Origin of the sequence: Parahaliea aestuarii (genome assembly GCF_008064635.1) — a bacterium.
In the GTDB taxonomy this organism is placed as follows: Bacteria; Pseudomonadota; Gammaproteobacteria; order Pseudomonadales; family Halieaceae; genus Parahaliea; species Parahaliea aestuarii.
Genome location: NZ_VRYZ01000001.1, coordinates 526,239 through 547,560, shown reverse-complemented (window position 1 = coordinate 547,560; position 21,322 = coordinate 526,239). Strand labels below are relative to the sequence as shown.

Genomic DNA, 21,322 nt, shown 5'->3' with positions numbered 1-21,322 from the left:
ACGCTATTTACTGCTTTCGGCCTGCGCCACAAATTCTTTAGGCCAATCCGGGCCGGTATCAGGGCGACCGCGAGCGCGCCACGGCACGCAGCGGCCCCGCCGCCGCCAGCCCGGCGCCCTGCAAACGCTCGCCGAGTGACTGTGTGTCGAGGGGGGCTGAGGGCCAGGCCTGCTCCCGCGCGCAGAGCTGCACCGCGCCGGGGCGCCGCTGCTCGTCCAGCGCCGCCACCCAGCCACAGCGACCGTCTTCCAGCGCCACCGGCGCGCCGACTGGCAACTGGCCGAAGTGACTGAAATAGCGCTGCACCCAGCGCGGGTCGAAGGCGGCTTCACGCTGCAACAAGTGCTGGCGGATAGCGACGATATCCAGCGCCTCGCGCCCGGCGGCGGGCCAGGCAAGCTGCTCGATCTCTACCGCCACACTGGTCAGGCGGGTCAGTTCATGCAATTCATCGCCGCGCCACCCATGCGGTTCGCCGCTGCCGTCCAGGCGCTCGTAGGCACCTTCCAGCACGGCCTCCCGCACGGCATCCGACAACCACTGGCAGCGCCGCAGTCGCGGCCGCAACTGGTCCAGCCCCTCGGCGCGCCTCTGGCTGCCACCCTCCACTCGCCCCCCCTGCGCTGTCCCCGGCTCGCCCAGAAAGCGGCCGAGATCGTGGATCAGCGCACAGGCGGCCAGCGCCTTCAGCAATTCCCGCGGCATGCGCAGGGCGGCACCGATATCCACCAGGCGCACAGCAAGCGCCAGTGCCTGCTGGATGACAGGGCGCTGAACGGGCAGCAGGGGCAGGGACAGCAACAGTGCCTCCCTGTCCTCATCCTGTAGCACCAGCACGCGGTCAGCGGCACGCGATAGCAGGGCCGGGTCGACCGGAGCGCCCTCGCGCAATTCCAGCAACTGCCCGCTCAGGTAGTCCGCCACCCGCGCCAGCCGCCGCGCCATCGGCGTGGCGTAGTTGTAACCATTGCCCAGCCCGACTTCCGCCTCGCCTTCGCGCGCGACAGCAAAGAGCGGAGAAGGCTGCAGGGCGGAATCCTCGTCGCTGGCGCTGCGGGCGGCCTCGCGCTCGATTTCGCGCACCAGGTACCAAAGCTGGCGATCCTGCTCATTGCCAAGCGGGAGAAACTCAAAGCCAACTTCGACAACGGCTCCCCCCGCCTCCACTGAATGTCGCCTCGCCCTGGCATTCACCACAAAGCGGGTACCGTTGACAAAGCACAGCTCCAGCTCCGCGGTGCCCTCCAGCCCTTCGGCAGCGGAGCCCGGCAGCCGCACCTGGCAACCACCCATGGACAAGTCCCGCAGATCGCCCTGAATGGCACCCGAGGTGTCAGGCAGTCGCAACAGGACGCCCGCGTGCATGCCGAGCCGCAGGGCGGCCCGGTAACTGTCACGCCGCTGGTGCTGCTCTATATAAGCAGGATATTCGCAATAACAGCGCTGCCGCCCACCCTCGACCTCAACGCGTAATAAAGGAAGGGGCGGCGTGCGCAGCAAGCCGTCTGCGTGACGGCCGACCAAACGCAGCTCGCGCTGGCGCATAATGGCCGGCGCGTGATGGCCGGTGGCGGTGATATCAACCACCACACTCTCCCCGGGTACGGCGCGCTCCACCACCACGGGCAGCGGCTTGTCGCTGCCCTCACCCAGTTCCAGCGCGGCGACCCCGGGCAGGGTCAGCGTTGCCATCAGTTCCTCTACCGCGGCCGGGCCATGCACCCGGCCCGGCGCCCTGTCCTCATTCATACTGCTGCGCTCCGCCTCTACCCCGCATTCTGTGCCAGTGACGGCACTCCTCCCGTCTATCGGCGCTGCACCGGGATTCTTTAGCTATCCGGTGCCGACGACTTTTTGAAAATTGCAGGGCTAAAGCTTGGGACAAATCCGCCGAGATATGGGGTAACGGCATTTGGCGCCGTTGCGGCGGAACCGCGATCAGCTCGACTGAAACGACACCGCCGGACTTTTAACGAATCAGTCGAAAACAGAAGGACATACTTATGTCAGTGATCAACACCAACATTACCGCAATGATCGGCCAGCAGAACCTGGGCAAATCCCAGAGTGCCCTGTCAACCGCCATGGAGCGCCTGTCTTCCGGCCTGCGTATCAACAGCGCCAAAGACGACGCCGCCGGCCAGGCCATCGCCAACCGCATGAGCGCGCAAATCACCGGCCTGTCCCAGGCCCAGCGCAACGCCAACGACGGTATCTCCGTCGCGCAAACTGCAGAAGGCGCCCTGAACCAGGTCAACGACAACCTGCAGCGCATCCGCGAGCTGACCGTTCAATCCCAGAACGGCACCAACTCTGCCGATGACCAGGCTTCCATCCAGGCTGAAATCGACCAGCGTCTGACCGAGATCGACCGTATCTCCGAGCAGACCGACTTCAACGGCGTGAAAGTGCTGGCAAAAGACACCAGCCTGAACATCCAGGTCGGTGCCAACGATGGCGAGTCCATCAGCGTCAACCTGAAAGAAATCACTGCCAGCACCCTGAGCCTGGACAGCTTCAACGTCAACGGCCCGGGCGCAGGTCTCGCTGCGGCTGCAACTGCCGATTACGAAGACGCCTACGGCGTTGCCACGGGTATCGCCAACAACGCTGTTGCCGCCACCGGCTTCAGTGACGAACTGGCTACCAACCTGGGTGTATCCACCACCGCCGTCGCAACCGCTGCTACTGCACAAGTTGACGACAACGGCAACTGGTACGTAAATGTCACCATCACCGCGCAATCTGAATCCGAGGCCAAGGCGCTTAGCCTGCAAGGGATTGAAGCCGCATCCGGCACCGCAGTAACCTTCCAGGTTGCACTGGATCCGTCAGAAGCGGACATCACCACTGCGGCCACCACTGCGAACTTCAGCGTAGACGGCACCAAGCTTGACGCCGGCGACCTGCTGAGCGCCTCCACCGCCAACCCGCTGGAGCAGCTGGACAGCGCCCTGAAACAGGTCGACGAGCTGCGCTCCGACCTCGGTGCCATCCAGAACCGCTTCGAGTCTGCCATCACCAACCTGCAGACCAACGAAACCAACCTCTCCGCCGCGCGCTCGCGCATTGAGGACGCAGACTACGCCGCTGAAGTCAGCAACATGACCCGCGCGCAGATCCTGCAACAGGCTGGCACTTCGGTTCTGGCCCAGGCCAACCAGGTACCCCAGAACGTCCTGTCCCTGCTGGGCTAATCCCCCGCCCGGAAAACGGACACGATGTTTTCAGGCTCCCTTCGGGGAGCCTTTTTTTTATCCGGGAAAATAGGCCATCAGCGCGGCCTTAATCGAGCCTTAGGCTGGCGCGCCGCGGCGTTAGCCTAGTGGGCTGGAAATTCCCAACTCCCGCAGGAAACCCCATGACCCGAGCCAGTTCATCCCGCGCCCAGCAACGCAAACGCAACCAGGCCAACCGCACGACAAGCCCCCGCCAGGGTGAATCGGCCACGCTCAGGCAACCGCGCAAGCTGCGCGAGTGGAAGCAGCGCTGCTCGCAACTCTCCGCGCAGGGCGATCTGGAAAATGCCCTCGCCGCTGCCGACCAGGCTCGCGCCCTGGCACCGGACGACGCCGAAGCCGCGGCCCTGCAGGGCAAGGTTTCGCACCTGCTGGGACGGCCCGAGGCGGCGCTGGAGTTGCTGCACCAGGCCATCGCCATCGCCCCGGACTACGCCAAGGCCCAGCACTACATCGGCTACATCTATTACACGCAGGCGCGCTACGACCAGGCGCTGCCCTTTGCCGAGCGCGCCTGCGAACTCATCCCCGGTGACGTCGACATGCTCAATACCCTGGGCAATATCCTGCTGTACCGTCACGACTACGAGCGGGCGCGGGAGGTGCTGGAAAAGGCCGCTGCGCTGGCCCCCGAGAAATACCTGTCCTGGAACAATCTGGGCAATATCCACAACGCACTCGGCGACCTGGACGCCGGGCTGGAGAGCTACCGACGCGCCCACGAAGCCTCACCCACGGCTCCGGGGCCGTTCTCCAACCTGATCACCAGCTACCACTACCACCCGCAACGCAGCGCAGAGGAAATTTCCGCGCTCTGCAAGAGCTGGCACGATCGCTTTCCACCGACCCTGCCGCCCCCTGTCTTCGACCGTCAACAGCCGGAAAACAAGCGCCTGCGCATCGGCCTGATCTCTGATGGTTTTCGCGGGCATCCGGTCGGCCGGATGATCACCTCGGTACTGGAACAGGTGTCAGCCAACGAGATGGCCCTCTATTTCTACAGCACCAACAACGCCAGCGACGGTATTACCCAACGCCTGAAACGCGTCGCGACACAGTGGATGAGCATGCAGGCCATGCGCGACGAGCAGGTTGTCGAACAGGTGCGCGGGGACGGCATCGACATTCTCATCGACCTCGCCGGCCACAATGCCGGCAACCGGGCAATGGCGGTGTCGAGCCGCCTTGCTCCCCTGCAGCTCAAGTGGGTTGGCGGACTGATCAACACCACCGGTATCAGGGCCATGGACTACCTTCTCAGCGACAGCGTCGAGACCCCTGCCGGGGTGGACGATGCCTATGTCGAGAAGCTGATCCGCATGCCCGATGACTACATCTGCTATGTGCCGCCGAATGGCTACGAGCCGGACGTAGGCCCGCTGCCGGCACTGGAAAATGGCTACATCACCCTGGGCTGCTTCAACAATGCGATAAAGATCAATGACATGGTACTGGAGCAGTGGGCGGCCATCATGCACGACCTGCCCGACTCGCGGCTCTACCTGAAAAGCATGCAGTACAAGAGCGCCCAGCGGGTTCGCATCGTCGTCGATCGCATGGCGGCCCTCGGCATTGAAGAACAGCGCCTGATCATCGAGGGCCCCTCCCCCCACGAGGAGCTGCTGGATGCCTACAACCGGGTGGACATCGCACTCGATCCCTGGCCCTACTCCGGCGGCCTGACGACCTGCGAGGCTTTCCTCATGGGTGTACCGGTGGTCAGCCTTCCCGGCCCAACCTTTGCCGGCCGTCATTCTGCGTCCCACCTGGTCAATGCCGGCATGCCCGAGCTGGTGGTCAACAGCTGGGAGGAGTATCGCCAACGCGTTCTGGAGCTGGCCGGCGACCCCGACAGTCTGGCTCGAATCCGGCGCTACCTGCGCAGCGTTCTGCTGGAATCACCAGTGACAGACGCCTCTCGTTTCGCCACTCACTTTACCAGGGCCCTGCGCGCAATCTGGGTGCGCCACTGCCGCGGCCATACGCCCGCCGCGCTGGCCTTCGACCAGCAGGGCCGCCCCTGTTTTGCCGATGACGATGGTCCGATCGACCTGCCGCAGGCCGCAGGCGATGGGGCCGCTGCGTTTTCCTGGTCACTGCCCGGGCCGGTCGTGGTGGTAGACAACGGCGCCCGTCTGTTCCGCGATGCGGGTTTTGACGAAATGCGCAAGCAGGGGACTTTTGTCGCTGTGGGTTTTGATCCCGCCGGCAGTGTCGAAGACACCCGCTATCAGGACGCCACTGACAGCGATGTGCAGCTGTTCCGGCATGCCACCCTGGGTGACGGCTCCCAGGGCACCCTTTACGCCACCCTCGACCCCGGCTTCAGTGCGACGCTAGCTCCGCTGCCGCAAGACGCCGCCGGAGCAGACCCTGCCAATGGCAGGCGAATTCTCGCGGAGATGCCCATTGCCTCGCTGCAACTGGACCAGATTGAAGGACTGCAGCAGATCGACTGGCTGATACTGGATCAGTACAGCGACAGCGCCACCATTCTCACGCACGGACAGGAAGCGCTGGCAAATGCCCTGCTGCTGCAGGTGAGAGTGGTATTCAAGCCCACACACCAGCGCCAGACAGAGCTCGGGGCGGTGCTGGCGTGGGCGCTCGAGAACGGATTCCGCCTGTATCGCCTCAATGACCTTGCACACGGTAGCCGCCTGCCCCGGCCGGCAGCGCAGGGCAGCAGCCAGCACAGCGAGCTGCTGAGCGGCGATGCCCTGCTGATTCCCGATGACCATCGCCTTGCCGCAATGCCCGCAGAGCGGCGCAGCAAGCTGGCCTACCTGCTGCACACAGTGTTCAGCATCCACGACCTGTCCTGGGAACTGCTGCACGGCATTGACCGCGACCTGGCGCAGCGCTATCTGGACAGTCTTACCGCCCCCCTCACCCGCAGCACGGCGAATGAAGCCAGCCACCCCGCGGCCGGCATGCCGAAGATTCCCGATGCGCCGCACATGAGCGCGGCTGAAGCGGAGATGTTCAAACGCAGCCTTGAATCTGCCGGGCGCTACTTTGAGTTCGGTAGCGGCGGATCCACCGTTTGGGCAGCCGCAAAAGGCCTGCAGGTAGAGGGTGTGGAGAGCGATGCCAAGTGGGTGGCGGCACTCAGGCAGCGCATTGGCGAACAGTGCCGGGTGAAGTCTGTCGATATCGGTCCGACACGGGAGTGGGGCTTCCCTGTTTCAGCCGGAAGTCGCGAGCGCTTTCCGGACTACAGCCGCGCTATCGCAGCACACGATACCGGCTTTGACATGATTCTCATCGACGGGCGCTTCCGCGTCGCCTGCACCCTCGCAACGATTGCGCACTGCCTGGATCACCAGGTCAGCAAAGAGGCGCGACTGTTCATCCACGACTTCTGGGACCGCCCCGTCTATCACTGCGTACTGGATTTCCTGGAAACCGTTGAGCGCTGCGATACCGCCGGTGTATTCAGGATCCGCGAGAATATCAGCAGGGATGTACTGGCCCAGCGCTGGCAGGAATATGCCTATAACCCGCAATAGGAAAAAGCGGTGCAAGTCGACGACTTGCACCGCGCAATCAGGGGAATCGGGAATCTGGAATCGATGCAGGCATCACACCTGCATATTCATGACGTCCTTGTAGGCGCTCACCAGACGGTTGCGCACCTGCACACCCAGTTCAAAGGCGATGCTCGCCTTCTGCCCGTCCATCATCACATCGTGTAGCTCAATGCCCGGTTCGCCGCGCTGAAAAGCCTCGGCTTTGCGGGTGGCGTTGTCACTGAGCTCGTTGATCCGGCGCGCGGCGCCATAGAGGGCCTCGCCGAAGCTGCCGCCGCCCACCGCCATGTTCACCTGGCTGCCTTTTACGGTATTGCCCGCGGCCTGGCTGGCCAGGCTGTTCATTTGCGCCAGGGCAGACTGTATTGCCTCACTACTCATGATCTTCCTGTTCCAGTAATAGCAGTGAAGAGCATGCTAGCAGCGCAAGCGGAAAGGCCATCACGGCAAATAACAGCAAAACAGCGTGTTTTTCTCGCCTTTGCCTGAACACGGGCAACGGATAATGGCCGCCGTAATGGAAAGCACCCGCCGATCGGGTGTAACGCTCACCGACCACTCTGTTGTCGCAAGTTCTGTATCGGCAGACCCCCGCGAAACTTTCAACAGATGCTGTTGCCCAGAGGAAACGCATGAGCAAGGGCCCGTCAACTGCCCAGAGCAAGCAAGAGCAAACCAGCGCCGCCGTCGAAACGCAGCCTGGTTTACTGGAGCAATTGCGCAAGAGGCCACTGATTCCGCTGTTACTGGGTGGCGCGGCGGCAATCGCCATTGTTACCGCACTGCTGCTGTGGGCCAGTGCGCCCACCTATCGCGTCCTGTTCAGCAACCTGGGCGAGGCCGATGGCGGTCGCATCATCACCGAGCTGGAGCAGCGTGGCGTTCCCTATCGCTTTGCCGCTGGCGGTCAGGCCCTGCTGGTGCCGGAGGATCAGGTTCACAGCCTGCGGCTGCGCCTCGCGGAACAGGGTCTGCCCCGGGGTGGTAACGTCGGCTTTGAAGTACTGGACAACCAGGCCTTCGGCGTCAGTCAGTTCAAGGAGCAGGTCAATTTCCAGCGCGGGCTGGAAAGCCAGCTGGCCGCCTCCATCGAGGCGCTGGGCCCGGTATCCCAGGCCCGCGTACATCTGGCGCTGGCGCGGCCGTCGGTGTTCGTGCGCGACCACCAACCCGCCAAGGCCTCCGTGGTGCTGACCCTGCAGAGCGGCCGGGCCCTGGGTGAAGGCGCCGTGGACGCCATTGTCCACCTGGTGTCCAGCAGCGTGCCGGAACTGGCCGCGGAAGACGTGACGGTGGTCGACCAGCGCGGCCAGTTGCTGTCGCGCACAGCCGCGGATGGCAGCAACCTCGACGGTACCCAGCTCGACTATATCCAGGAAGTGGAGCGCTCCTACCGGCAGCGTATCGAACACATTCTCACCCCCCTGCTGGGCGCCACCAACCTGCGCGCCCAGGTGGCGGCACAGATCGATTTCGCCAGTCGCGAGGAAACCGCAGAGCGCTACGCGCCCAACCAGGGCGACAACGAAGCCGCCGTGCGCAGCGCCCAGACCAGCACGTCCTTCGCCGGCAGCGAACAGGCCGCGCGCGGCGTTCCCGGCGCGCTGAGCAATACGCCCCCGGGCGCGGCACCCTCGCCCATCAATTACCCGGAAGGGGAAGGCGATGACGAAGCGGGTACCGGCGATGAACGCCCAGACAGCCTGCAGCGCGACGACGTGATCAACTACGAACTCGACCGCAATGTCATTCACACCCAGCACCAGCGGGGCCGCGTTGAGCGGCTGTCAGTGGCGGTGGTGGTCAATTACCGCGAATCCGTGGACGAAGAGGGCAACAGCGTACAGCTACCCCTCGACGACGAGCAGCTGCAGCACATCAACCGGCTGGTGCGCCAGGCTGTGGGCTACTCGGAAGCCCGCGGCGATGCCATCGAAGTCGTCAACAGTCCCTTCACCGAGACCCGCGAGACCGTGGTTGAGCAGGAGTGGTGGGAGTCGAGCGATATCCAGCAACTGATCCTGCAACTCGGTCGCTACCTGCTGGCTTTCCTGGCTGCGCTGATCCTCTACTTCAGCCTGCTGCGGCCACTGGTGAAACGCTACAGCGAAAGCCGTCAGCCCGCCGTTGAAGCACCAGCACCGGCCGCAACACCGGGCTTCAGCGCCACCGTTGGGGATTTCGATGACAGCGGCAGTGACCAGGACACTGGCCAGGCTGTCTACGACGAACCGGGCGGCCGTCGCCGCAAGCCCTCGGGCTACGAGCAGAATCTCGCCGATCTCAAGGAGATGGCCGCTGAAGAACCCGCCATTGTCGCCATGATCGTGCGCAACTGGATCGCCAAGTATGAATAGTGAAAAGGTCAAGATGAGCGGCGCCCGCCGCGCCTCCATCCTGTTGCTGGCCCTCGATGAAGACAGCGCCGCCGAAGTGTTCAAGCACCTGTCGGCGCGGGAAGTCCAGGAGCTGGGGCAGGAGATGGCGAGCCTCGGCCAGGTGTCCCACGCCGAGATGAAGGTGGTACTGGAGGCCTTCCACCAGGAGGCCCAGGAGTACGCAGCACTGAACCTGCACACCAGCGACCACATCCGCGCCATCCTCACCAAGGCACTGGGCAGCGAGCGTGCGTCCAGCCTGATCGAAGACATTCTCGAACAGAGCGGCACCAATTCCGGTATCGACGCGCTGAACATCATGGACCCGAGCCTGGTGGCGGAGATGATCCGCGAGGAGCACCCGCAGATCATCGCCACCATTCTGGTCCACCTCGAGCGGCGCCAGTCGGCCGACATTCTCGAGCTGTTCGACGACAAACTGCGCAACGACGTGGTACTGCGCATCGCCACCTTCAGCGGTGTACAGCCGGCGGCGCTGCAGGAACTCACCGAGGTGCTCGGCACCATGCTCAACGGCCAGAACCTCAAGCGCAGCAAAATGGGTGGTGTACGCACCGCCGCGGAGATCCTCAACCTGATGAACTCCAGCCACGAAGAGTCGGTGATCGACACAGTGCGTGCCCACAGCGAAGACCTGGCCCAGAAGATCATCGACGAGATGTTCCTGTTCGAGAACATGGTCGACCTGGACGATCGCGCCATTCAGCTGGTGCTCAAGGAAATCAACACCAGCAACCTGATGGTGGCACTGAAAGGTGCGCCGCAGGAGGTGGTCGACAAGTTCCTCGGCAACATGTCCCAGCGCGCCGCCGACCTGCTGCGCGAAGACATGCTGGCCTCCGGCCCGATCCGGATGTCGCATGTGGAAAACGAACAGAAGGCAGTGCTGCAGGTGGTGAGACGCCTGGCGGACACTGGCGAAATCGTACTGGCCGGAGGCGACGATACCTATGTCTGATTTCAATACATCCACCCCTGCACTGCGCGGCGAATGGCGCACCTGGCGGATGGGTGAACTGGCCCGCATTGCACCTGACGAGCCGGACCTGGAGCAGCAAAAGCTCAGCGTCAAGCAGCGCGCCCTGGCCCAGCGCGCCGAATTTGAAAGCCTGCGCCACCAGGAAATCGAGCGCGCCCGGGACGAAGGCTATCGCCAGGGGCTGGCCTCGGGGCGCGAAGCCGGCCACGCCGAGGGGCTGGAACAGGGGCGCCGGGAGGGACTGGACGAAGCGCGGGAAGCTTCACGGATCGCCCTCGAACCCCTGGCCGAGCTGCTGCAAACCTTCCAGGATGCCCTGCAGGAACTGGACGATCGCGTCGCCGGCGAACTGGTGGACCTGGCCCTGGTGACTGGTCGCCAACTGGCTGGCGAAGCCCTCACCGCCAGCCCGGAGTACATTCTGGAACTGGTGCGACAGCTGCTCCACGAGGAGCCCCTGCTCAAGGGCCAGCCGCGCCTGCGCCTGCACCCTGAGGATCTGCAGCTGGTGCAGTCCGGGCTGGAGGAAGAGTTCAGCGCCGCCGGCTGGACACTGCAGGCAGACGAGAGCCTGCAGCGCGGCGGTTGCCGGGTGCTGTGCGAAAGCGGCGAGCTGGACGCCAGCCGCGAAAGCCGCTGGCAGCAGATCATGACCCGCGTGCGCCAACCCGGCACCCGCGACGGCGGCGGCCCCGCCGGCACCCTGTGAACGCGTCAGTCGCGAGCAATCCCCATCCGGCCCAGTGGTGTCGCACCCTGGAAAAAGTACGCCTGCGCGTCGCCGGCAGCCGCAACTACATCGGCAGCGGGCGCCTGGTGCGCGCCACCGGCCTGGTGCTCGAGGCGGTCGGCCTCAAAGTACCCCTGGGCGCCGGCTGTCGGGTGGAACTGTCCGGCGCCAGCGGCGCCGTCCGCTTCGCCGAGGCGGAAGTGGTCGGGTTCGCCGGCGACAAAGTCTTCCTCATGCCGCTGCAGGAAATCAGCGGCCTGACGCCGGGCGCGCGGGTCATCCCCCTGTCCAACAACGACCGCGGTGGCGAGCGCCACTTTCCGGTGGGAGACGCCCTGCTGGGGCGGGTGGTGGATGGCAACGGCAACCCCCTGGACGACGGTGGCCACCTGGCCGATACCGCCCTCGGCGCTCTCAACTCGCCGCCGCTGAACCCCCTGGCCCGCAGCCCCATCGATACCCAGATCGACGTGGGTATCCGCGCTATCAACGGCCTGCTGGCTGTCGGCCGCGGCCAGCGCATGGGCCTGTTTGCCGGCTCCGGCGTGGGCAAGTCGGTGCTGCTGGGCATGATGGCCCGCTACACCAGTGCCGACGTGATCGTGGTCGGACTGATCGGCGAGCGCGGACGCGAGGTCAAGGACTTCATTGACAACATCCTCGGCGAAGAGGGCCGCCGCCGCGCCGTGGTGGTGGCGGCGCCAGCCGACAACTCACCGCTGCTGCGCCTGCAGGGTGCGGCCTACGCGACACGCCTGGCGGAACATTTCCGCGACAGCGGCCGCAACGTGCTGCTGATCATGGATTCGCTGACCCGCTACGCCATGGCCCAGCGGGAAATCGCCCTGGCCATCGGCGAACCGCCGGCCACCAAGGGCTATCCACCGTCGGTGTTCGCCAAACTGCCGGCACTGGTCGAGCGGGCCGGCAACGGCCGCCCCGGTGGCGGCTCCATTACCGCTTTCTATACGGTGCTCACCGAAGGCGACGACCAGCAGGACCCGATCGCCGATGCCGCCCGCGCCATTCTCGACGGCCACGTAGTGCTGTCGCGGCAGCTGGCGGAAGCCGGGCACTACCCGGCCATCGACATTGAGGCCTCCATCAGCCGCGCCATGACCTCGATCACCGACAGCGCACAGCAACAGAGCGCACAGCACTTCAAGCAGCAGTATTCCCGCTACCAGCGCAACCGCGACCTGATCAGCGTCGGCGCCTACAGCCCGGGCAGTGACCCGGGGCTGGATCGCGCCGTCGCCCTGTACCCGACACTGGAGCGTTATCTGCAGCAAGGCATTCACGAACAGGCCACGGTGGACGATAGCCGTTCACTGCTCGGCCGCATCCTGGGGCAAGTGAAATGAACGGACCGCTTAACACCCTGATAGAACTGGCGCAGAAAACCTGCGACAGCGCCGGCCGCAACCTGGCCGAGGAACACCAGCGCAGCGTGCAGGCCAGCGACCAGCTGGCGGCCCTGCGGCAATACCGGAGCGAATACGCCGAGCGCATGCAGGCGGCCCTGCGCAGCGGCACCGACGCCGCCACCCTGGCCAACTTCCGCGCCTTCCTGCAGTCGCTGGACCAGGCCATTGAACGGGCGCGCACCGGAGCGGAGCAACAGGAGAAGCGGGTCGAAGGCAGCCGCCAACAGTGGCGCCAGGAGCGTCAGCGGCTATCCAGCTTTGACACTCTCGCCAACCGCCAGAACCAGCGTGAACAGCAGCAGGACCGTCGCCGGGAGCTGCTACAGAACGACGAATTCACCAGCAACCACAGCGCCCGCCTGCGACTGCAGGCCGAGCAGGCCGAGTTGTAGACCCAGGAGAAAACCATGCATTCCAGCCAGATTCCCGGTTCAGCGACAGGTGCTGCCAGCCTGCTACCCGTCGGGGCCACCGCCAGCAGAGAGGGCAAAACCGCCAGCAGCGATTTTGCGGCCATGATGGCGGCCCTGCTGCCCCAGCAGGGCGCCAGCGTGCCCGACACCAGCACTGGTAACGGGCAGACCTTGCCGGCCGCCACTGCGCAGGCAGTCGCCGGCGCCGCCGGTGACCAGCAGCAACAGAGTGAAGACGACAACAGCGCGGAGTTGGCCCTCGCGCCGCAGGCCTTTGCGGCACCACTTCCGGCAACGCCGGTGACTGCCGAATCGGTCGCAACCCCGGCTACCGTGGACAGGGCCGCGCCTGTGCCGGCCCCGGTGGCAGCGCCCTCATGGGCTGAACCGCCAGCGCCGGTGCTGCAAACCGGCAGCGCCCCCCAGCCCTGGCTGGACACCGCTGCAAACCGCGACACGATGACCCCCGCCAGCACTGTCGCCGGCGCAGCGCCGGTAGCGCAGATGCCCGCCGCGCAACGCACCGCCGCGGCACAGCCGTTACCCACGACAGGTACTAGCGAAGACACAGGCGACCTGTTGGCCAACAACACCGCGAGTTCACAGCGGCAGGGCATTACGCCCGCTGCGGTACCTGCCGACCTCGCCACCGACACTGCCGGCAACGCGGCGCGGCAGATCGAGCTGCCGACCAGCAGTAACACCAGTGACACCGAACAACCGGCCACCGACCTGCTGCGCTACCGCAGCGCGGAAAGCCCGGCCGTCGACAATGTGGCACGCCCCTCTCCCGCCGCCGACACGTCCACGGCCCAGGCTTTGGCCACTGGCACTTCAGCAGTGGAGCAGCGCAACACAAGCGGCGCCGCCACGCCAGTTTCCAGTGGCGCGGCCACCAGCTCGGCCCAGGAACTCACCGCCCCGCTGGCCACGCCAGCCTGGCGCCAGCAACTGGAACAACAGGTCAGCGCCCTGCACCAGCGCGGGCTCACCCAGGTGGAGCTACAGCTGCACCCGACCGAACTCGGCCCCCTGGCCGTGTCGTTGAAAGTCGACGAGCAGGGTGCTCAGGCGCAATTCCTGTCGGCCCACGCCGGGGTGCGCAGTGCCGTTGAACAGGCCATCCCGCAACTGCGAGAAGCCCTGGCACAGCAGGGTATCGTGCTGGCGGAAACCTCGGTGGGCGACCAGCCCGGCCAGGGGCGCGACCAGGCCGGCTCACAATCCGGGCGCGGCCCGGGTAGCGGCCGGCCCGAGGTGGCCGAAACCGGCGAGACCGAGGTGACGCCCTCACCGGCGGCCGCGGCCGCACTCATGCGCAACGGCGTGGATCTCTACGCCTGATCGCCCGAGCGACACAATCCAGCGGAATAAGCATGAATCCTTCGCCTATTCGCGCCATTAGCGCGAAGGCCGGGCCATCATACTGACGCCGCTGATCCCTCAACCCAGAAACCGGTGTAACAACGCAAACCATGGCAAATACACAAGGCGATTCGCGCAAAATGTGGTGGCTGGTCATAGCCCTGCTGTTCATCACAACGGGCCTGGCGGCCACCAACATCTTCCTGCTGACACGGCAGGGCGACAGCGGTGAAACCGAAGAGGTGGCAGAGGTCAGCGAGTCTGGCCCGCCGATCTTTGTCGACATCGCACCCTTTACCGTCAACCTGCAGACCGACGGCTACGGCAATCGCCTGCTCTACGCCGGCGTGTCCCTGCAAGTGGGCGACGAAGCCACCCGCGACTTCCTGATGCAGCACATGCCGCAACTGCGCAGCCGCCTGCTGACCCTGTTCTCCGGGCAGGAGGCCGCGGCGCTGATCTCCATCAACGGCAAGCAGGAGCTGGTGGCCGGCGTGATGGATCTACTGAGCGAACCAATGGCGCAGCCACAGCCGGAACTGGCTGTGCGCAATGTTCTGTTCACCGAATTTATCGTCCAGTAAGCGCAGCACCGGAAGCCACTGCTATGGCACAGGATGACCTGTTATCACAGGAAGAAATTGACGCCCTGCTCAGCGGCGACGGCGATGACGCCAGCGCCAGCGACAAGAGCAGCGAGCCGCGCATCAAGCCCTACGACCCGGCATCGCAGCAGCGCATCATCCGGGAGCGCCTGCACACGCTCGACATTATCAACGAGCGCTTTGCACGGCACTTCCGGATGAGTTTGTTCAACCTGCTGCGACGTACCGCGGACATCACCGTGGAGGCCGTCCGCTACCAGAGCTACAAGGACTTTGCCCGCAACGTCCCGGTACCCACCAACATCAACCTGATCGCCATGAAGCCACTGCGCGGCAGCGCCCTGCTGGTATTTCCGCCCAGCCTGGTATTCATGGTGGTGGACAACCTGTTCGGTGGCGACGGCCGCTTTGTCACCAAAAGTGAAGGCCGCGAGTTCACCAACACCGAGCAGCGCATTATCCGGCGCCTGCTGGACCTGGCCGTCGACGCCTACCAGGAATCCTGGAGCTCCATCTACAAGCTTAGCGTTCACTACCTGCGCTCGGAGATCCAGGCCAAGTTCGCCAACATCACCAACTCGCCCAACGAGATCGTGGTCAACACCACCTTCCACCTGGAAGTGGGCAACCTGGCCAGTGATTTCCAGATCTGCATGCCCTACTCGATGATCGAGCCGCTGAAGGACCTGCTGACCAACCCGGTGGTGGACAGCGTCGGCGATGCCACCTGGAGCCAGCGCATGGCGGGCGAACTGCGGCAATCGGAAGTGGAGCTGATTGCCGACTTCGCCGACCTGCCCAGCACCGTCGGTGACGTGATGACGCTGAAGGTGGGTGACGTGCTGCCCCTAGATCTGCCATCCACCGTGATGGCGCGTGTCGACGGTGTACCCGTTATGGAGTGCGAGTACGGCAGCCGCAAAGAACTGCGCGCCCTGCGGGTGCGCCGCATGATCGACCACACTCCGACCCTTCCCGGGCCGGAGAGCCCCTTTGTCAAAGGATCTACGCCGACTTCGAAGGAATCCGACAATGACTGACCCCAACAAGCCCGACCAGGAACTCTCCGGCGACGACTGGAGCGAGGCCCTGGCAGCGCAGGCGGACGCCGACGCTGCGGGCACCACCGACGACAGCAGTGCCGACGACCCCTGGGCCGAGGCGCTGGCGCAGCAGGCCGGTGCCGAAACGACCGCCGGCGATAGCGTACAATCCGCCGGCGAACAGGTGTTTCGCCCCCTCGATGCGGCGGCCGACAAGCGCCCCCCGCGCGATCTGGAAATGGTGATGGACATCCCGGTGAAATTCACTGTGGAGCTGGGACGCACCCGCATCACCATCAAGCAGCTGTTGGAGCTGACCCAGGGTTCGGTGGTGGAGCTGGACGGCCTGGCCGGCGAGCCCATGGATATCCTGATCAACGGCTACCTGATCGCCCAGGGTGAAGTGGTCGTGGTGGAGGACCGCTACGGCATCCGCATCACCGAGATCATCACCCCCTCCGAGCGGGTGCAGAAACTTAACCGATGAGCGCCCCGGCTCCCGCTGTCGACACCGCCCTGGGCCTCGCCGCCCTGGGCAAGACCGCCGTTGCACTGGCAGTGGTACTGGCGCTGATCTACGGCGCCAGCGCCCTGCTGCGCCGCATCGGCGGCGTGCGCACCGCGGCTAACGGCAACCTGCAGGTTGTCAGCAGCGTCGCGGTGGGACAGCGCGAGCGGGTGGTACTGGTCGACGTGGGCGACACCCGGCTGGTGCTCGGCGTGGCCAGCGGCCAGGTAAATACCCTGCACAGCATGCCGGCACCGGCATCCGACTCCGTTCCGGCGACAGCGGGCAACAGCAGCTTCGCAAGCCGCCTGGCAGGTGCCCTGCGCGGACAGGACAGGAGAGACGCCCAGTGACATCGCGCTCCCTTCTGCGCTGGGCGCCGCTGCTGTTGCTGGCAGCGGGTGATGTCGCCGCCCAGGCCGCCCTGCCCGGTATTGTTACCAGCCCTACCGCGGACGGCGGCCAGCAGTGGTCGATCAAACTGCAGACGCTGGTACTGCTGACCAGCCTGGCCTTCCTGCCCGCCGCTCTGCTGATGACCACCTGCTTTACCCGCATCATCATCGTGCTGGGACTGCTGCGCACCGCCCTCGGCACCCAGTCGGCTCCGCCCAACCAGGTGCTGCTGGGGCTGGCGCTGTTCCTCAGCTTTTTCATCATGTCGCCAGTGCTGACCCAGATCTACGAACAGGCCTGGCAACCGCTGACCCGCGAAGAGATCAACCTGGAACAGTTTTTTCAGCTCGGCAGTGTGCCGCTGCGTGAATTCATGCTGGCCCAGACCCGGGAGGCGGACCTCGCCCTGTTCGCCCGGCTGGCAGAAGTCGGCCCCCTGCAGGGCCCGGATGACGTACCGCTGCGAGTGCTGCTGCCCTCCTTTGTGACCAGTGAACTGAAAACGGCCTTCCAGATCGGCTTCACCATTTTCATTCCCTTCCTGATCATCGATCTGGTGGTGGCCAGCGTGTTGATGGCACTGGGCATGATGATGGTACCGCCGGCGACCATTTCCCTGCCCTTCAAGCTGATGCTGTTTGTACTGGTCGACGGCTGGCAGCTGCTGGTGGGCTCGCTGGCGGAGAGTTTCTTCCTGTGACCCCCGAAACCGTCATGAGCCTGGCCTACCAGGGCATGGTGATTACACTGTTGCTGGCGGCGCCGCTGCTGCTGACCGCCCTCGCCATCGGCCTGCTGGTGAGCCTGTTCCAGGCCGCCACCCAGATCAACGAGATGACCCTGTCCTTCATTCCCAAGATCCTCGGGGTCTTCGCCACCCTGGTGTTGATGGGCCCCTGGCTGCTGCAGCTGATCACCGATTTCACCCGCGACCTGATCCAGAACCTGCCGCAGATGCTGTTCTGATTAGCCCGCGCCCGTGATCGAGTTCACCTTCGCCCAGTGGCAGGCCTGGATCGCCGCCTTCTTCTGGCCCTTCGTGCGCATTACCGCCTTCGCCATGGCCTCCCCGCTGTGGGGGCATTCCAGCGTCCCGCGCCAGGTCAAACTCGGGCTGGCCCTGCTGCTTTGCATGGCGCTGGTACCGGTACTGCCGCCGGCGCCGCCCATCCCGCTGTATTCCTGGGCCGGCATCGGCGTACTGGTGGAACAGCTGGTGATCGGTGTCGCCATGGGCCTGACCCTGCGCATCATGTTTGCAGTGGTGCAGGCCGCCGGCGAGTTTATCGGCCTGCAGATGGGACTGGGCTTTGCCACGTTTGTGTCGCCGGAAACCGGCACCAATACCATGGTGCTGTCGCGGCTGTTCTACATGATTACCCTGTTGATGTACCTGGCGGTGGACGGCCACCTGATCGCCATCGAGGCGCTGGCGGGGAGTTTCCACACGCTGCCGGTGGGCCTGCTGGGGCTGGATGCCGGCGCCATGGAACTGCTGGCCCGCTTCGGCGGCACGGTGTTCATGTCCGGCCTGCAACTGGCGCTACCGCTGGTGGGCGCCCTGCTGGTGGTCAACCTGTCGCTGGGCATTCTGAATCGCTCGGCACCGCAGCTCACCGTGTTTTCGGTGGGCTTTCCCATGTCGCTGACGCTGGGTATCTTTTTGCTGAGTGTATTGATGACGGACTTCGGGCGGTTTTTGCAGGGCCTGTTCGGCACCGGTCTGGGATTTCTGCAGCAACTACCCGCGGCGCTGGCGGGACTGCCCTGATCTGCTTGCGCCGGCCAGATGGCCGGCGCAAGCAGCGGTGTTCAGGCTCAGAGAAACTCGAACAGGGACATACCCTTCACGTCGACGAAGGCCTTCTGGGCTGCCTGCAGGCCGACCTGGCGCAGGGTGTACTCGGAGATGGCTTCCACATAGTCCAGGTCCACCAGGTCCGACAGATTCTGTTCGTAGTTCAGGGTGCGATTGCCGGCCACGGAATCCAGTACATCGAGTTCGTTGAGCCGCGCGCCCACTGACGCGCGGTTGGTCAGGACATTGTCCAGGCTGTTGTCGAACTCGCGCATCACGGTGTTCAGGGTATTCTCCAGGGCCGCCTGTTCCGCCGGGGTCTGGGCCGGGTTTTCCAGCACTGCCAGGGCCTTCTCGAAACTGCGGAAGACATCGGTGTTCATATTGGTGGCCACATCCATCTGGAAGCTGTCGCCATCTGCGGGCTGTCCTTCGAAAGTCATGGACAAGCCCCCCGCCAGCACCGGTACACCCTCGGCCCAGGCCTGGGCCGGACCGCCGTTGACGGTGTAGGTGGTAACACCGGCAGTCACCTGGAAGTCGATGGTAAACGGGTCGCCGTAGGCGGGATCGGTCACGTCGACGACCTTGGGACCATTGAAGGTGGCGCTACCGGTGTTGCCGGGGTCGGCCTCGGCAACATACCCCGCACCGCTGTGCACACTCTGGAAAATGGTGATGCCGTTGTCCGCAACCGGCATCAGGCGCGAAGAGTCCACCTGCTGGGCGCGTACATTGGTGTCACCTACATAGTTCACACTGCCGTCAGCGGCGCGCACGAAGGGCTCGCTGCCGTCCTGGTAGCCGCCAAACAGGTAGCGGCCGTTACCGTCGGTGGCATTGGCCTGGCCGATCATCGCCTCGTACATGCCGCGCAGCTCACTGGCCACCGAGTCCCGGTCGGCATCGGTGAGGGTGCCGTTGGCCGCCTGCACCAGCTTGGTCTTGGCGCTGGCCAGGGTGTCGCTGACGCTGTTGAGGATGCTCTCCTGCTGGGACAGGGAGTTGCGCGCGCCAACCCGGGCGTCGCCGTACTGCTGGGTAACGGCGATGGACTGGGACACCCGCACTGCCCGCGAGGCAGCCTGGGGATCGTCCGAGGGGTTCACGACCCGCTTGCCGGAAGCGATCTGCTGCCCGACCCGCATGAATTCGCTCTGCTGGCGGTTCATCGAGCTGACGCTTTGCTCGAACATGGTGACAGTACTGATGCGCATGGTGAGTAATTCCTTGAGAGTTAGCGCAGGCCGAGCAGGGCATCGATCACCACAGTGGCGGTTTGGATGACCTTGGCGTTGGCCTGGTAATACTGCTGGTAACGGATCAGGTTGGCGGCCTCCTCGTCGAGGTTCACCCCCGACTCCGACTGCTGCACGGCGCGCAACTGCTCGGTGAGCCCTTCCTGCGCGCTGAGGTTGACCTGGACGATATTGGTGCGGTTGCCCACGTCACCCACCAGCGCCGCATAGGCCTGGTTGAGGGTGGCGCTGCCGCCGACCAGCGCCTCGCTCTGCAGTTGCTGCAGGGCCAGGGCGTTTTCGTTGTCGCCGCTGCCGGCGCCGAGGCCCGCCGCAATGGCGCTGCTGTCGCTGATAAGGGAGTCGAAGTCACCGGCCGCGCCGCGGGTTGGCTGCAGGCTGAAACGGTCGCCGTCGGCGAGCAGGGCCGGGTCATCCACCGTGACTACCACGCCGCCGATGGTGAGCTGGTTGGAGGCGTCGAGGGTCGCGCTGACGGTTTCGCCGCTGTCCAGCCGCTTGATGCTGAATGTGCCGGCAGCGGCATCGCTCACGGTCAGCTCGTAGTCACTGGCGGTGAGCTGGCTGAAGTCGTCATAGGCCACGTCGAGCGTCGCAGTACCGGTATTGCGCGTATTGGAAAAGAGTTGCGGCTCGCCGATGGCGAAGAATTCGGCGCCCGGATTACCGTTGAGATCAAGCCCCGCGCTGTGCTGGGCGTTAAAACCGGCCGCCAGCGACACTGCCAGTTGCCCGATGCGGTTCTGCACGGAATCCAGCGTCTCGCTGCGAAATTCCATCAGCCCGCCCAGGCTGCCGCCGGCCAGTGCGTCCTCGGCCAGTTCCACCGGGTTGCCCGCAGCATCGATATAGCCCACCACCGTGCGTGTGGGGTCGGCGCTGGCGGTCATGGTGGTCAGTTCATAGCTTTGCACCCCGGCGACCAGGGGGCGACCGTTGGCGACGGACAGGTTGTAGGAACCGGTCTCGGACACATCGAGTCGCACGTCGACTCGCTCGCCGAGTTCCGCCACCAGCTGGTCGCGCTGGTTGAGCAGGCTGTTGGGCGCCTCACCGGTGCGCGCTTTGGCCAGGGCAATCTCGCGGTTCAGCCAGGCCACCTGGCTGGCGGTATTATTGATGACCTTTACTTCGTCGCGGATCTGGCCGTCAACGCCCGAGCGCATGTCGTCGAGGTAGCTGTCGAAGGAGCGGAACTGGGCGCTCAGCGCCTCCGCCGAACCCAGCACCCCCTGGCGCGCCGCCGGATCGGAAGGCGCATTGACCAGGTCGCCGATCGAGGAAAAGAAATTCTGCAGCAGCAGCGACAGGCCGGACTCGCTGTCGGCCAGCAGGTTATCGATCTGGCTGACCTGGGTCTCGTAGGTCTGCAGGGCACTGGCGCGGCTGGACGCGGCGTTCAGCTGCTCGGTGACGTAGGCATTGAACTGGCGCTGGATGTCGTTGACCCTGACACCGTCGCCGGCCTTGCTTTCACCCAGTATGGTGATTTCCCGGTTATAGCCTGGCGTGTAGACATTGGAAATATTGTTACTGGTGGTATTGAGGGCGTTCTGCGCAGCGTTCAGACCACTCAGACCAATAGAAAAAATACTCATATACGGTCAATCCCCTGACGCTCGTCGGC

General features: G+C 64.7%; 19 protein-coding genes. 15 read left to right on the top strand and 4 right to left on the bottom strand.

From position 1 onward, the window contains the following. Window positions 1–58: 58 nt before the first annotated feature. Window positions 59–1,750 (bottom strand): PilZ domain-containing protein, encoded by a 1,692-nt coding sequence (locus FVW59_RS02470; RefSeq protein WP_148062635.1) that lies wholly within the window; start codon window positions 1,748–1,750, stop codon window positions 59–61. Between the two features lie 254 nt (window positions 1,751–2,004). Here FVW59_RS02470 and FVW59_RS02465 point away from each other — a divergent pair, with 254 nt between their 5' ends. Continuing rightward, window positions 2,005–3,198, top strand: coding sequence for a FliC/FljB family flagellin (locus FVW59_RS02465; protein ID WP_148062634.1), 1,194 nt, complete (start codon window positions 2,005–2,007; stop codon window positions 3,196–3,198). 164 nt (window positions 3,199–3,362) lie between these two features. Then, the gene (locus FVW59_RS02460; RefSeq protein WP_148062633.1) at window positions 3,363–6,752 is read left to right on the top strand and encodes an O-linked N-acetylglucosamine transferase family protein; all 3,390 of its coding nucleotides are present in this window, start codon (window positions 3,363–3,365) and stop codon (window positions 6,750–6,752) included. 72 nt (window positions 6,753–6,824) lie between these two features. Here FVW59_RS02460 and fliE read toward each other — a convergent pair whose 3' ends face one another. After that, window positions 6,825–7,154, bottom strand: a complete 330-nt coding sequence (gene fliE / locus FVW59_RS02455) for a flagellar hook-basal body complex protein FliE (protein WP_148062632.1) — start codon at window positions 7,152–7,154, stop codon at window positions 6,825–6,827. Between the two features lie 251 nt (window positions 7,155–7,405). On the opposite strand from fliE, the gene fliF reads away from it, so the two are divergent. From fliF to fliR, 13 genes are all read left to right on the top strand, one after another. Continuing rightward, a complete protein-coding gene (fliF, locus tag FVW59_RS02450) occupies window positions 7,406–9,130 on the top strand; it encodes a flagellar basal-body MS-ring/collar protein FliF (protein WP_148062631.1) in 1,725 nt (574 codons plus the stop codon). Next, a complete protein-coding gene (fliG, locus tag FVW59_RS02445; RefSeq protein WP_222711400.1) occupies window positions 9,123–10,130 on the top strand; it encodes a flagellar motor switch protein FliG in 1,008 nt (335 codons plus the stop codon). The genes fliF and fliG overlap by 8 nt, the downstream gene beginning before the upstream one ends. Further along, window positions 10,123–10,860 carry a flagellar assembly protein FliH gene (locus FVW59_RS02440; protein WP_148062630.1) on the top strand — a complete coding sequence of 246 codons (738 nt, stop codon included), beginning with the start codon at window positions 10,123–10,125 and terminating at the stop codon, window positions 10,858–10,860. The genes fliG and FVW59_RS02440 overlap by 8 nt, the downstream gene beginning before the upstream one ends. 47 nt (window positions 10,861–10,907) lie before the next feature. After that, window positions 10,908–12,245, top strand: a complete 1,338-nt coding sequence (gene fliI / locus FVW59_RS02435; protein WP_222711419.1) for a flagellar protein export ATPase FliI — start codon at window positions 10,908–10,910, stop codon at window positions 12,243–12,245. Continuing rightward, entirely contained in the window at window positions 12,242–12,700 is a 459-nt protein-coding gene (fliJ, locus tag FVW59_RS02430; RefSeq protein ID WP_148062628.1) for a flagellar export protein FliJ, read from the top strand. Before fliI ends, fliJ begins: the two co-directional genes overlap by 4 nt. 15 nt (window positions 12,701–12,715) lie before the next feature. Next, entirely contained in the window at window positions 12,716–14,065 is a 1,350-nt protein-coding gene (locus FVW59_RS02425) for a flagellar hook-length control protein FliK (RefSeq protein ID WP_148062627.1), read from the top strand. A 131-nt stretch (window positions 14,066–14,196) separates the two neighbouring features. Further along, window positions 14,197–14,670 carry a flagellar basal body-associated protein FliL gene (gene fliL / locus FVW59_RS02420; protein ID WP_148062626.1) on the top strand — a complete coding sequence of 158 codons (474 nt, stop codon included), beginning with the start codon at window positions 14,197–14,199 and terminating at the stop codon, window positions 14,668–14,670. 23 nt (window positions 14,671–14,693) lie between these two features. Continuing rightward, window positions 14,694–15,731, top strand: a complete 1,038-nt coding sequence (gene fliM, locus FVW59_RS02415) for a flagellar motor switch protein FliM (RefSeq protein ID WP_148062625.1) — start codon at window positions 14,694–14,696, stop codon at window positions 15,729–15,731. Next, window positions 15,724–16,221: a flagellar motor switch protein FliN gene (gene fliN, locus FVW59_RS02410; RefSeq protein WP_148062624.1), complete on the top strand. Its 498-nt coding sequence runs from the start codon at window positions 15,724–15,726 to the stop codon at window positions 16,219–16,221. Before fliM ends, fliN begins: the two co-directional genes overlap by 8 nt. Continuing rightward, window positions 16,218–16,595 carry a flagellar biosynthetic protein FliO gene (gene fliO, locus FVW59_RS02405; protein WP_148062623.1) on the top strand — a complete coding sequence of 126 codons (378 nt, stop codon included), beginning with the start codon at window positions 16,218–16,220 and terminating at the stop codon, window positions 16,593–16,595. The genes fliN and fliO overlap by 4 nt, the downstream gene beginning before the upstream one ends. A 14-nt stretch (window positions 16,596–16,609) precedes the next feature. Next, window positions 16,610–17,338 (top strand): flagellar type III secretion system pore protein FliP, encoded by a 729-nt coding sequence (gene fliP / locus FVW59_RS02400; protein WP_148062991.1) that lies wholly within the window; start codon window positions 16,610–16,612, stop codon window positions 17,336–17,338. After that, complete coding sequence (gene fliQ / locus FVW59_RS02395; protein ID WP_148062622.1) at window positions 17,335–17,604, top strand: flagellar biosynthesis protein FliQ; 270 nt, start codon at window positions 17,335–17,337, stop codon at window positions 17,602–17,604. Before fliP ends, fliQ begins: the two co-directional genes overlap by 4 nt. A gap of 13 nt (window positions 17,605–17,617) precedes the next feature. Beyond that, a complete protein-coding gene (gene fliR / locus FVW59_RS02390) occupies window positions 17,618–18,409 on the top strand; it encodes a flagellar biosynthetic protein FliR (RefSeq protein ID WP_148062621.1) in 792 nt (263 codons plus the stop codon). A 47-nt stretch (window positions 18,410–18,456) separates the two neighbouring features. Here fliR and flgL read toward each other — a convergent pair whose 3' ends face one another. Next, window positions 18,457–19,653, bottom strand: a complete 1,197-nt coding sequence (gene flgL / locus FVW59_RS02385) for a flagellar hook-associated protein FlgL (RefSeq protein ID WP_148062620.1) — start codon at window positions 19,651–19,653, stop codon at window positions 18,457–18,459. Between the two features lie 20 nt (window positions 19,654–19,673). Further along, complete coding sequence (flgK, locus tag FVW59_RS02380; protein WP_148062619.1) at window positions 19,674–21,293, bottom strand: flagellar hook-associated protein FlgK; 1,620 nt, start codon at window positions 21,291–21,293, stop codon at window positions 19,674–19,676. Window positions 21,294–21,322 lie beyond the last annotated feature (29 nt).